This is a genomic window from Pseudonocardia alaniniphila (assembly GCF_022524485.1).
Taxonomy (GTDB): domain Bacteria; phylum Actinomycetota; class Actinomycetes; order Mycobacteriales; family Pseudonocardiaceae; genus Pseudonocardia; species Pseudonocardia alaniniphila.
Map to the genome: position 1 here is coordinate 83,280 of NZ_JAKXMK010000007.1, position 12,203 is coordinate 95,482.

A 12,203-nucleotide genomic window follows, 5' to 3' on the forward strand; every position below is an offset into this window, starting at 1 on the left:
GCGCGAAGGACACCAGCAGCACGACCGCGACCGCGGCGGCGAAGGACACGACGAAGACGACCAGTATGGAATCCCAGGCGATGTGCATGGTGGCTCCTCCGGCTATGCGGCGGTGGCGGCGGCGGGCTGCGGTGCCGGGACGTCGTTGACGTTGTGGGCGTTGACGGGACGCAGGCGCGACGCGGCGTAGATACCTGCGGAGATGGCGACTCCGACAACGGCGACGACGATCGTGCCCAAGGTGCCGCTCGCGGCCACCCACGCGGCGACGGCCCCCATGATCGCGGCGGCGGGCAGCGTCATCACCCAGGCCGTCACCATCCGCCCGGCCACGCCCCACTGCACGGATGCCAGCTTCCGGCCCGCGCCGGCGCCGAAGATCGAGCCGGTGCAGACCTGCGTGGTGGACAGTGCGAATCCGAGGTGGGCCGAGGTCAGGATGACGGCTGCGCTCGAGGTCTCGGCCGTGAATCCCTGTGGGCTCTGGATCTCGCTGATCCGCTTGCCCATGGTCTGGATGATGCGCCACCCACCGAGCGCGGTGCCGACGGCGATCGCAACGGCGCACGAGAAGATCACCCAGAACGGCGGGCCCGAATCGGACGGCAACAATCCGGCCGTGATCAGGGTGAGCGTGATGATCCCCATCGTCTTCTGAGCGTCGTTCGTGCCGTGGGCGAGCGCGACCGTCGAGGCCGAGACGATCTGTGACAACCGGAATCCGCGTTTGACGGTGCTCTCCTTGGCCCGGCGGGTGATCCGGTAGGCGAAGTAGGTGCCTGCCAGGGCGATGACACCGGCGATGATCGGTGAGAGAACGAGCGGGAGCAGAACCTTGCTGATCACGTTCGCAAACTGAATGGCATTCGCTCCGGCCGCCACCCAGGTGGCTCCGATCAGGCCCCCGAACAGGGCGTGTGAGGAGCTGGACGGCAGGCCGAGCAGCCAGGTCAGCAGATTCCACAAGATCGCGCCGACCAGACCTCCGAAGATCACCACCGGAGTGATCTGGGTGTCGTCGACGAGTCCGCTGGAGATCGTCTTGGCGACCTCCACCGACAGGAATGCGCCGATGAAGTTGAGGACGCCCGCGAGGATCACCGCGACCTTGGGGCGCAGGGCCTCTGTCGCGATCGAGGTCGCCATCGCATTGGCCGTGTCGTGGAAGCCGTTCGTGAAATCGAACAGGAGAGCGGTTATCACCACTGCGATGACGATTGTCGACATGGCACGTCCTTCGTGGATCAATACCGCGGCCGAGGGTTGGCAAACGGTACGACGAGCAGGTTAACGGAACATGAACAGAAAGCGAACGAACGTGGCTGTGCTGCTGCTAGGGGTGGCATTCCACCGTATGTCGAAAGGTGCCGCGTTCAACGACACTGAAAATGGATCACGGGTCGAGGCGACAAGATGGTTCGTCGTGGTGTTAGCAATCACTGTGGCGTCGCCCACTGCATGAGACTGCGCTGTCCCTACTCCTCTGTCGTCAGGGCCTGCGGGCATCCGCTCTACCGGCTGGCAGGAACCCGTGCTGGGTGCCAACCCGGCCCCGAGCGGTCGGGGTGTCCCGACGTGGCCTGCGGTCTCGATCCTGGTTCAGGGCCGCTGTGGTTGGCGGATCGTGATCGAACTGCCGGACCGGACGCGCGGGAGATTTCCACGTTCTGTCGAAATTCTCCTGAGCGGTGAAGGATTTTACTGCGTTGACCTTGTACTCTGCTCGTCGTTCCACGGCTTTCGGCAAGGATTCTCGTAATCGTCGAACCTGGAAGAAAGGGGGCTGTTGACGGTAACCGGACAAGCGGCGTATCAGGGGTTCAGGCATTTGCGGTCGTGAAGTTGCTCAGTACACTGAGTAGCTCAGCACGGGGGAATCACTCACACCGATCGATCGTGGAGGGATCTGTCATGTCCGATGCAGTCGAGGGGGCCGGTCGCGCGGGGGCACCAGGACGTCGGAGGCCGCTCGGATCCGGAGAATCGGCACGTCCCTCGCCTCAGGCGCGCCGCGCCGCCGCCGCGAGCCTCATCGGCACGGCCATCGAGTACTACGACTTCTTCCTCTACGGGCTCGCCGCGAGCGTGGTGTTCGGCCCGCAGTACTTTCCGTCGTTCTCCCCGGTCGCGGGCACCCTGGCCGCGCTGGGCACGTTTCTCGCGGGATTCCTGGTCCGTCCGATCGGCGCGCTGGTGTTCGGCCACTTCGGCGACCGGATCGGCCGCAAACGCCTGCTCGTGATCTCCTTGCTCACCGCAGGCGGCGCCACCTTCGTGATCGGATTGCTGCCCACCTACGCCACTATCGGCGTCGCCGCCCCGATCCTGCTGGTGGCGTGCCGAGTCGTACAGGGATTCGGGTTCGGTGGGGAATGGGGCGGGGCGGTTCTCATGGCCGTCGAGAACGCTCCGTCCCGGCGCCGCATCGTCTACGGCTCGCTGCCACAGATGGGAAACCCCGCCGGACTCATCCTGGCCACCGCCATCCTGCTCGCCTTCACCACGCTGCTGCCCGCCGACCAGTTCCAGGCCTGGGGCTGGCGCATCCCGTTCCTGCTCTCGGCCGCCCTGATCGTCACCGGGCTGATCATCCGCGTCCGGCTGCGGGAGAGTCCCGCATTCACCCATGCCCGCGAAACCCGCGCGCTTGCCCGGTTTCCTCTCGGTGAGCTCCTGCGTGCCCACCCTCGCGAACTCGTGCTCGGCACGTTGGTGGTCACCGCCTCACCGTCGGTCGGGCTGCTGCTCTACGTCTATCTGATCCCCTACGGCCAACAGGTCCTGCACCTGCCGGTCACCACCATGCTCATCCTGGCCGGCATCTCCGGAATCGGGCTGATCCTCGGCATCCGCATGTCCGCCGTCGCCGCCGAACACCTCGGAGTCCGCCGCCTGAGCGTCTGCGGTCTGCTGGCCATGGCTGCCTGGGCGATCCCGTTCTTCCTGCTCTTCGACACCGGCTCGCTGCCCGCCGCAGTGATCGCCTTCGCCCTGTTCGGCCTCGCCGTCGGCGTGGCCAACGGGCCCCAGGCCACGTTGCTCGCCGAGCTCTACCCGATTCAGGTCCGCTACAGCGGCGCATCCCTGGCCCTGCAGCTGGCCGGCGTGCTCGGCGGCGTCATCGCCCCCGTCGCGTCCACGGCCCTGCTCGCCGCCACCGGCAACGGCCTCTACATCGGGATCTGGGTCATCGCCATCTCGCTGATCAGCCTCGTCTCGCTGGTCTACCTCCACACCGGAGCCGGTGTCGACGCGAGCGAGAGTGAGCAGGGCGCCGCACTGACCGGTGCCGCGTAGCAGTGGCGGCCGGTGCGGCGCGGCGCCGTCAGTGAATGCGCGCTTCCTGCGGTCCGAAGGCGGTGAGGAACCGGTCGCGGAAGGAGTCCATGCGCCAGACCGGGGCCTGTGGGCCCGGCTTCAGGCCGTCCTGCCAGCCCCATCCGGAGATCCGGTCCATCACGGTCTTGTCCCGGGCGACGATCGTGATCGGGACGTCGTGGCTCGCGCCCTCCCCGGTGACGAGCGAGAGGGGCTGATGGTCGCCGAGGAAGACGAGCACCGTGTTGTCGTCCCCGTACTTCTCCAGGTAGGAGACGAGGGTGTTGATCGAGTACTCGATCGACTGCCGGTACGCGGCGCGCACGGCCTCGGTGCCCTTCGCCCACACGGCGTCACGTGGGCCGGCGCCTGCGGCCAGCGCCGTGTAGACCGAGCCGTCGCCGACCTTGTCCCAGTCGATCACCGGCGGGATGAACGGCCAGGGTGCGTGGCTGGAGACGGTGGCGATCTCCGCCATCACCGGCGGGTGGCCCGGCTTCGCGAGCTCCGAGCGTTGGAGTGCGGCAAGGGTGTACTGGTCGGGCACGGTGGCCCAGCCGAGGTCCGGGCCGTGGTAGGCGAGCTTCGGGAAGTCGTACACCTCTTCGTGGCCGTAGAAGTTCCCCTCGGGCCAGTCACCGGTGGTGCCCGGCATGACGGCGACGGTGCGCCAGTTCGCGCGCTGGAAGGCGCTGGTGAGGGTCAGGCGGTCGCTCGAGATGAGGGTGTCGTAGCGCTGCTGGTTGTCCACCCACAGGCCGGACAGGAACGTGGCGTGGGCGAGCCAGCTGGATCCGCCCGACGTCGACGAGGTGAGGAAGGCGCTGCGCGCGCTGAACCCGGCCGCGGCCAACCGGCGGGTGCCGTCGTCGAGCACGGCGTCGACCTGCGGCGCGAGATCAGGGTCCTCCACGGCGCTGCGCCCGTAGCTCTCGACGAAGGCGAACAGCACGTTCTTGCCGCGCAGCGCCGTCAGAAGCTGGTCGGGCGGGGTGTTCCGGAAGGGGTCGGCGGCCACCTGCTCGGCGAACGCCTGCTGGTCGAGAAGGCCCGCCCGCACCTCGACGGCATGGTCGTAGGCGAGGGCCGTGGCGCTCGTGCCCGCGAGCGGTACGCCCGGGACGATCTGTGTGCCGAGCAGGGCGCAGGTGATCCACGCTGCAGCGAACACCGTGACGGTGCGGGCCGCGATGATCTTGCGCCGCACCACGAGCCCGGACAGGCGCAGCACGGCCATCGTCATGAGAACGAGCAGGGCGACCGCGAGAACAACGGCTGCCGCCACGGTGCCGATCGCGCCGATCTCACCGAGCGAGCCCGTGACGAAATCGAGGCCCGCGCCGACCAGCGGCCAGTCGATCACGGGGTTGAACGGCCGGGCGAGCACCGCGTTGAAGCCCATGTCGATGATCTTCAGGATGGTCAGCAGGCCGAGGGCGACGCCGGCGATCGCCGCTACCGGCCGCCGAACCCGCGCCGGCAGGACGAGGAGAAGAGCGACACCGACGAGTGCCTCCACCGGGATGCGCACGAACGAGCCGGGCGTGAGGCCACCGAGCTGGTTCGGGACGACGAGGGCGGCGAACACGAGCACAGCGGCCAGTGCGGTGAGTGCTCCGGCCACCACCCGGCGGCCACCTCCGCGGCGCCGGGCTTCCGGTGCCGCTTCCCCCTGGGGACTGACGGCCTCGTCGGCTCCGCCGTCGTCGTGCAGAGGAGACCCGGCGGGGTCGTCATCCGATGTCAGGTCGTCCGGCAATGAACTTTCCTTCTGTACGCGTGTGGGTCAGACCGATTGGCGCCGCGGCTCCGGTACCTGGGGGACGTCGGCGTGACGCCACAGCCACACCACGTCCCGCCCGAAGGACCAGACCAGCGACGCCAGGGCCGACGACACCACCACGATGGCGAGCGGCAGCAGCAGGACCTGGCTCGCGGCCACGACGAGGGCGATTCCCTGCCACGCGGCCACGGTCTTGGCGGAGTACCTCGTGGGCAGAGCCGACCGCATCCACGGCGCCATCCAGCTCGCCGCGACGAATGCATAGCGCATGACGCCGATGGCGAGCACCCACGGCCCCATGAGCGTGGCGACGTACACGCTCAGCACGAGGACGAGGAATGCATCGACCTCCATGTCGAAGCGGGCGCCCAGCGCGGAGACCGTACCGCTGCGCCGGGCGACCTGGCCGTCGACCGCGTCGAGAGCCAGCGCGACGGCGGCCAGGACGACGAGGAGCGCCACGGGCGTGTGGCTGCTCCGGAACAACGCATCCGCGACGATCGCGGTGACGGCTCCCACCAGCACTGCTCTTGTCAATGTGACGAGATCGGCCGGCCCGAGCCTGGTGGCTTCGGCACGGCGAACTGCGCCGGTCAGGAGCCCGCAGAGTCCCACGATGTACGCGAGACCGGCGGCCAGACCGGTCGGGCCGAGGCCTGCGCAGGCCGACAACGTGACGAGCAGGACGACATGCGCGCCTGCCGCCACGGCCTGCTGCTGGGTTGTCTGCGGCCGGTCTACGGTCGTCATCGAGCCTGTGTACACACCTCTCAGCACGGATCCCACGCGGTGGGGGTTCATCACCAATTGGAGGGATGCGTGGATCGCATAGCGCGCGCCTTTTGGCTTCGCGCCCCGGGCGAGGGTGAAATTCGCTCGATCGAGGTGCCCCGGCCCGGCCCCGATGACGTGGAGGTCCGCACGTTGTACTCAGGGGTGAGCCGCGGCACCGAGACGCTCGTGTTCCGCGGTGGTGTGCCGGAGAGCCAGTTCGCGGCGATGCGGGCCCCCTTCCAGGACGGTGAGTTCCCCGCGCCGGTCAAGTACGGCTATCTGAACGTGGGGACGGTCGAGCACGGGCCACCTGCGCTGCTGGGTCGCACGGTGTTCTGTCTCTATCCCCATCAGACCCGATATGTGGTGCCCGCCGCTTCCGTGACCGCAATACCCGACGACGTTCCACCCAAACGGGCAGTGCTCGCCGGCACACTCGAGACCGCGGTGAACGCGCTGTGGGATGCGGCCCCTCTCGTCGGCGACCGGATCGCCGTCGTCGGGGCGGGGATGGTCGGCTGCAGCGTGGCTGCGCTGCTCGGGCGCTTTCCGGGCGTCAGGGTCGAACTGGTCGACGTGGATCCCGCGCGTGCTGCCGTCGCCGACGCACTCGGGGTCGGGTTCGCCACGCCGGAGAAGGCTGCAGGGGACTGCGATCTGGTGGTGCACGCCAGCGCCACGGAGGCGGGGCTCACGCGGTCACTCGAACTGCTCGCCGACGAGGGCGAGGTCATCGAGATGAGCTGGTACGGCGACCGGCCCGTGCGCGTGCCGCTCGGTGAGTTCTTCCACCCACGCCGGCTGGTGATACGCAGCAGCCAGGTGGGGGCGGTGGCGCCCGCACGGCGTGCGCGCCGCAGCTTCGGAGACCGGCTGGAGCTGGCGCTTCGCCTGCTCGCGGACCCGGTGTTCGACACGCTCGTCACGGACGAGAGGCCCTTCGAGGATCTGCCCCGGCTGATGTCCGGTCTTGCCGGCGGTGAACTCCCCGGGCTCTGCGTCCGTGTCGTCTATGAGCACGACTAGGCATTTCCGGGAGGTTCGGACTTGTTCGGCATCACCGTTCGCGATCACGTCATGATCGCTCACAGCTTCCAGGGCGAGGTCTTCGGCCCTGCACAGCGTCTGCACGGGGCGACGTACGTGGTGGACGCAACCTTCCGCCGGCTCGATCTCGACGCCGACAACATCGTCGTCGACATCGGGCTGGCCACCAACGAGCTCGGCGCGGTCCTGGCCGACCTCAACTACCGCAACCTCGACGACGAGCCCGCTTTCGCCGGCGTCAACACGTCCACGGAGTTCCTCGCCAAGGTCATCGCCGATCGGCTGGCCGAGCGGGTGCACGACGGCGCTCTGGGGGAGGGTGCCCGCGGCCTCGCCGGGATCAGCGTGGTGCTGCACGAGTCGCACGTCGCCTGGGCGAGCTACGAGCGATCGCTGTGACGACCGGGGGCCGCACGGCCCTGCGCCCCGTGCACGTCGTCGTTCCGAGTGACATCGACGACGTCGCCGTTCCGAGCGGTGGCAACGCCTACGACCGCCGCGTGTGCGGCGGCCTGCCGGCCACGGGCTGGCAGGTGCACGAGGTTGCCGTCGCCGGAGGGTGGCCCCGGCCCGACGATGCCGCGCGGGCGGCGCTGGCCCGCACGCTCTCCGCGGTGCCCGACGGTGCCGTCGTGCTCATCGACGGGCTCGTGGCCTGCGGCGTCCCGGACGTCGTCGTCCCGCAGGCCCGGCGGCTGGCGCTCGTCGTCCTGGTGCACCTGCCTCTCGGCGACGAGGTCGGCGCGGAGCCCGCGACGGCGGCGGAACTGGCCGCTCTCGAGCGGGAGACCCTGCACGCCGCGAGCGCCGTCGTCGCCACCAGCCCGTGGGCTGCCCGCCGGATCGTCGCGCAGCACGAGCTCCCCGCGGACCGGGTGCACGTCGCCGCCCCTGGCACGGACCCCGCGCCGCTCGCATCGGGCACGGACGGCGCGAGCCGCCTGCTGTGCGTCGGGTCGATCACCCCGACCAAGGGCCAGGACGTGCTCGTCGACGCCCTCGCCGCCGTCGCCGACCTGACCTGGAGCTGCGACCTGGTCGGGCCGCTGCGCCGCGACCCGGCGTTCGTGGCTGCGCTCCGGGACGCCGTCGACGGTCACGGGCTCGGCGAGCGGGTCCGGCTCACCGGCCCGCGCACGGGCGCGGAGATCGCCACGGAATACGCCTGCGCCGACCTCCTGGTGCTGCCGTCCCGCGTCGAGTCCTACGGGATGGTCGTGACCGAGGCCCTCGCCCGGGGGATTCCCGTGCTCGCGGCGTCCACCGGAGGAGTGCCCGAGACCCTCGGCTACGCCCCGGACGCATCGGTGCCGGGAATCCTGGTTACCCCCGACGACGTCCCCGCGCTCGCCGGTGCGCTGCGGCGGTGGTTCGGCGAGCCGGCGCTGCGGGATGCACTACGCCGCTCCGCTCGTGAACGGCGAAGCACGCTCGACGGGTGGGAGGTGACGTCACGATGTCTGGCCGGAGTGCTGGAGCAGCTGAGTGGGACGCGCGGCTGAGCGTTCCCGGATCGCCCGTGTGCGCCCCCGACTGGCTGACGTTGCGCGAAGGCGCCGACGCCGCCGCCCGTTCGTCCGAGCTGGTCGAGCGGCTCCGCTCCCACCTGGAGACCACCGTCCCGGCGGGTGACGAGGCGATCATCACCGACCTCGGGTGTGGCACCGGCTCGATGGGCCGTTGGCTCGCCGGGCGGCTACCCGGTCCGCAGCGGTGGGTCCTGCGCGACCGCGACCCCGTGCTGCTCGCCCGCGCAGCCGCCGACATGCCGAGCGGGGCCGCCGACGGCGCTCCGGTCAGGGTGCGGACGCAGCAGGGCGACTTCACCGACCTGCGGGCCGAGGAGCTCGCGGGGACGTCGCTCGTCACCACGTCCGCCGTGCTGGACCTGCTGACGTCCGAGGAGATGGACGCGCTCGCCGCCACGTGTGTCGAGGCCGGATGCCCCGCGCTGCTGACGCTCTCCGTCATGGGGCGGGTCGAGTTCGATCCGTCCGATCCGCTCGACGCCCAGTTCGCGGCTGCGTTCGACGCCCACCAACGGCGCTCGGAGGGCGGTAGGCGACTGCTGGGGCCGGACGCGGGTCAGGCCGCCGTCGATGCCTTCGAGAAGCGGGGCGCCACGGTGGCGAGCCGGCTCAGCCCGTGGCGTCTGGGTGCGGGCCGAGCCGGTGGCGCCGAGCTGCTGGAGGAGTGGCTGCGTGGGTGGATCAGCGCTGCCTGCGAGCAGGAGCAGGGCCTCGTGCAGCACGCCTCGGCCTACCTGCGTCGCAGGCTCGACTCCTGTGCATCCGGTGAACTGAGCGTCGAGGTCGGCCACGTCGACGTGCTCGCGATCCCGTCGGGCAGGCCGTGATGCACAAGCTCTGGGGATATCTGCGGGTGCTCGTCGGCGTCGGCATCCTGGCGGCTCTCGCCGCACGCCTCGGCACCGCCTCGGTCCTTGACGGGCTGCGGTCGATCGGGCCGGGTGCGGTGCTCGCCGCGCTCGGAATCGGCCTGCTGACCACGGTGTTCAGCGCGTGGCGCTGGTGTCTGGTGGTGCGTGGTCTCGGCATGCGGTTGCCCTTGGCCACGGCGGTCGCGGACTGCTACCGGGCTGTGTTCCTCAACTCGGTGCTCCCCGCGGGTGTGCTCGGCGACGTCCACCGTGCGGTGAGCCACGGCCGCCAGTCGGGCGACGTCGGGCGTGGTGTCCGCGCGGTGGTGCTGGAACGGTCCGCCGGTCAGGTCGTTCTGCTGGTCGTCGGCGCCGGTGTGCTGCTCGCCCAGCCGACCCTGCTCGCGGCGGTGGTCGAACACATGGCCCCCGGGTTCGGGCTCGTCGCGGGGCTGCTCGCAGCCCTCGCCGTCGTCGTCGTGCTCGGGCTCTGCGCGGCGCGTGTGCCGCGAATCCGTGCTGCACTGCGCACGGTCCGCGCGGACACCCGCGCCGGACTGCTCTCCCGGGGCACCTTGCCCGGGGTGCTCCTGCTCTCGGCTGCGGCGCTGCTCGGCTACCTCGTGCTCTTCGTGGTCGCGGCACGGGTTGCGGGATCCGAGGCGACGATCGGCCAGCTGCTTCCCCTGCTGATGGTGGCGCTGCTCGCCATGGCTCTGCCGCTCAACATCGGCGGCTGGGGGCCGCGGGAGGCCGTCAGCGCCGTCGCCTTCGGGGCGGTGGGGTTCACCGCCGCACAGGGGCTCACCGTCGCGGTCGTGTACGGGGTGCTCAGCCTGATCGCGTGCCTTCCCGGCGTCGGAGTGCTGCTGCTGCGAGACCCGATCAGCAGGCGGCTGCGTCAGCGCGCGGAGGTGACTCCTGCCGCACCCGCAGGTGACACCTGTGCCGAAAAGGACGTCCAGCCGACTAATGTGGCGGGCGTGCTGATCCTTGTCCGGCACGGACAGACGGAGGCCAACGCTCGTGGGCTGCTCCTCGGCCGGGCCGATCCGCCGCTGAACGAATCCGGGTATCGCCAGGCGCAAGCACTGGCCGAGGCACTTCCCCGGGCCAGCCGCATCGTCTCCAGCCCGCTCCGGCGTGCGCGTGACACCGCCGCCGTGCTTGCAGGCACCGCGCGCGGCGCCACGGACGCCGGTGACGTGGAGGTCGACGCGCGGTGGATCGAGATGGACTACGGCGACCTGGACGGCCGCCCCGCCACGGCGCTCGACGAGCGGTCGTGGTGGACGTGGCGGCAGAACCCCGACTTCGTGCCCGCCGGTGGCGAGTCCCTCGCGGACGTCTGCACCCGGGTGCACGAGGCCTGCGCCGAACTGGCCGACGACGCCGCGAGCGGTGACGTGGTGGTGGTCAGCCACGTCTCCCCGATCAAGGCGGCCGTCACCTGGGCGCTGGGGGTGGGCGACGAGGTGGGCTGGCGGATGTTCCTCGGTGACGCCGCGATCTGCCGGATCGACACCAGCGGCCGGGTGCCGCTGCTGCTGGCCTTCAACGACCCGTGCCCGCTCGACAAGAGCGTGCGGGCCGAAAGCTGACGACTCAGCCCGCCGCTGTCCCGGCCTCGCGGGGCCGGGCGAGGCGGGCGTAGACGTCGCCGGAGCGGCCGAGCGGCCGGTAGCGCTCCAGCAGCTGCACCAGCCCGGCTGCGTCGAGCCAGCTGTCGCCTGCGAACCGCATGGTCTCGATCGGCGAGTAGTTGTACTCGTAGCCGCCCGCTGGTGCCCCGAGCCGTTCCACGAGGTCCAGAGCGGTGAGGGCGGCGTCGTGCGCGGGCGGGAGGTACTCGAACGACAGCGCGCGCAGCGGCCGCGTGAGCCCCGCCAGCACCTCCACCTCGAAGCCCTCGACGTCGATCTTGCAGAAGGCCGGCTCGCCGTGCGCCGCGATGAGGTCGTCGAGGGTGGCGACGTCCACCTCGACGGAGCGGTCCCACTTCACCCAGGAGAAGCTCTGGTCGGCGGTGACCGACTCGATCCAGTCCGGTGACATCGACGAGACCGTCGGCGTGGCGGTGGAGATGCCCAGCCGTGCCCGTCCGGCCCGCGCGCCGACGGCCTCCGGCAGGATGGTGACCCGTCGGTCGCGGCCGAAGAAGAGACGCAGGACGCGCAGGCAGTCGGGCTGCGGCTCCACGGCGATCACCCGCGCCCCCAGCTTCCGCCACGCGCGTACCCGGCTCCCCACGTGGGCGCCGATGTCGAATCCGATGTCCCCCGGTCCGAGGAACTCGCTGTAGAACTGCACCATCCGTCGGTGCCTGCCCGGCACTCCGTGGTACATGGCCAGGGATCGCACGATCCCCCGAGCGCGGCGGAGCATGCGGTGACCCTACTCGGGGCCTGTTCCCCCAACGATCCAGAACCACCTACCCCGCGACGTATCCCCACACGGCGTCCGAACCCGAATGCCCGGCGAGAACCGTGAAGGCGATCGCGACCAGACCCGAGACCGCGGACAGCGCCCCGACGAGCCGGATGCCCGAGCCACTCGGCCGGCGGCTGAGCGCGGCCACCACGATCGCGAGCACCGCGAACGGCCACGCCGCCACCATCGTGAACAGACCGAACTGCCCGTGCTGCGCGATCACCGGCGCGAACTCCGCGGTGACGTCGATCGCTGCCTCGAGCTGGTCGCCGGCGATCTTCGCCAACGTCGCCGCCACCGCACCCGCCAGCGCCCCGGCGGCGACGAGCAGCCCGTACGGCCGGATCCACGCGGGTCGCACCGCGAGGCAGACGGCGCCGAGCGCGGCGAGCGGGATGAGGACCACCACCGCGTGGACGAGGAGCGGATGCGCGGGGACGCCTGCGACGGTGATGAGCACGGCAGCATGGT

Annotated in this window: 11 protein-coding genes; 6 read left to right on the forward strand and 5 right to left on the reverse strand. The window is 70.5% G+C overall.

Annotated features, from left to right (window positions below):
* Positions 1-102 precede the first annotated feature (102 nt).
* Positions 103-1,227: an inorganic phosphate transporter gene (locus tag MMF94_RS08840; RefSeq protein WP_241035819.1), complete on the reverse strand. Its 1,125-nt coding sequence runs from the start codon at positions 1,225-1,227 to the stop codon at positions 103-105.
* 684 nt (positions 1,228-1,911) lie between these two features.
* Here MMF94_RS08840 and MMF94_RS08845 point away from each other — a divergent pair.
* A complete protein-coding gene (locus tag MMF94_RS08845; RefSeq protein WP_241035820.1) occupies positions 1,912-3,297 on the forward strand; it encodes an MFS transporter in 1,386 nt (461 codons plus the stop codon).
* Positions 3,298-3,325: 28 nt separating this feature from the next.
* Here the strand turns inward: MMF94_RS08845 and MMF94_RS08850 are convergent, their stop codons facing one another.
* Complete coding sequence (locus tag MMF94_RS08850) at positions 3,326-5,077, reverse strand: sulfatase-like hydrolase/transferase (protein WP_241035821.1); 1,752 nt, start codon at positions 5,075-5,077, stop codon at positions 3,326-3,328.
* A gap of 27 nt (positions 5,078-5,104) precedes the next feature.
* A complete protein-coding gene (locus MMF94_RS08855; protein WP_241035822.1) occupies positions 5,105-5,851 on the reverse strand; it encodes a CDP-alcohol phosphatidyltransferase family protein in 747 nt (248 codons plus the stop codon).
* Positions 5,852-5,929: 78 nt separating this feature from the next.
* Between MMF94_RS08855 and MMF94_RS08860 the strand changes: the two genes are divergently transcribed.
* From MMF94_RS08860 to MMF94_RS08880, 5 genes are read left to right on the forward strand one after another with little or no spacing between them, the layout of a single operon-like run.
* On the forward strand, positions 5,930-6,901 hold the full coding sequence (locus MMF94_RS08860; RefSeq protein ID WP_241036023.1) for a zinc-dependent alcohol dehydrogenase: 972 nt from the start codon (positions 5,930-5,932) through the stop codon (positions 6,899-6,901).
* A gap of 21 nt (positions 6,902-6,922) precedes the next feature.
* The gene (locus tag MMF94_RS08865) at positions 6,923-7,321 is read left to right on the forward strand and encodes a 6-pyruvoyl trahydropterin synthase family protein (protein ID WP_241035823.1); all 399 of its coding nucleotides are present in this window, start codon (positions 6,923-6,925) and stop codon (positions 7,319-7,321) included.
* Between the two features lie 20 nt (positions 7,322-7,341).
* Positions 7,342-8,424, forward strand: coding sequence for a glycosyltransferase family 4 protein (locus MMF94_RS08870; protein ID WP_241036024.1), 1,083 nt, complete (start codon positions 7,342-7,344; stop codon positions 8,422-8,424).
* Between the two features lie 17 nt (positions 8,425-8,441).
* A complete protein-coding gene (locus tag MMF94_RS08875; protein WP_241035824.1) occupies positions 8,442-9,278 on the forward strand; it encodes a class I SAM-dependent methyltransferase in 837 nt (278 codons plus the stop codon).
* Positions 9,278-10,903, forward strand: a complete 1,626-nt coding sequence (locus tag MMF94_RS08880) for a histidine phosphatase family protein (protein ID WP_241035825.1) — start codon at positions 9,278-9,280, stop codon at positions 10,901-10,903. The genes MMF94_RS08875 and MMF94_RS08880 overlap by 1 nt, the downstream gene beginning before the upstream one ends.
* A gap of 4 nt (positions 10,904-10,907) precedes the next feature.
* On the opposite strand, the gene MMF94_RS08885 is transcribed toward MMF94_RS08880, so the two are convergent.
* Both MMF94_RS08885 and MMF94_RS08890 read right to left on the reverse strand, forming a co-directional pair.
* The gene (locus MMF94_RS08885; protein WP_241035826.1) at positions 10,908-11,687 is read right to left on the reverse strand and encodes an FkbM family methyltransferase; all 780 of its coding nucleotides are present in this window, start codon (positions 11,685-11,687) and stop codon (positions 10,908-10,910) included.
* A gap of 46 nt (positions 11,688-11,733) precedes the next feature.
* On the reverse strand, positions 11,734-12,192 hold the full coding sequence (locus MMF94_RS08890; RefSeq protein WP_241035827.1) for a DUF2231 domain-containing protein: 459 nt from the start codon (positions 12,190-12,192) through the stop codon (positions 11,734-11,736).
* Positions 12,193-12,203: the final 11 nt, after the last annotated feature.

Coding starts and splice junctions, on each gene's coding strand:
- MMF94_RS08840 (WP_241035819.1), bottom strand. CDS start 1,227: ATGTCGACAATCGTCATCGCAGTGGTGATAACCGCTCTCCTGTTCGAT.
- MMF94_RS08845 (WP_241035820.1), top strand. CDS start 1,912: ATGTCCGATGCAGTCGAGGGGGCCGGTCGCGCGGGGGCACCAGGACGT.
- MMF94_RS08855 (WP_241035822.1), bottom strand. CDS start 5,851: ATGACGACCGTAGACCGGCCGCAGACAACCCAGCAGCAGGCCGTGGCG.
- MMF94_RS08880 (WP_241035825.1), top strand. CDS start 9,278: ATGCACAAGCTCTGGGGATATCTGCGGGTGCTCGTCGGCGTCGGCATC.
- MMF94_RS08885 (WP_241035826.1), bottom strand. CDS start 11,687: ATGCTCCGCCGCGCTCGGGGGATCGTGCGATCCCTGGCCATGTACCAC.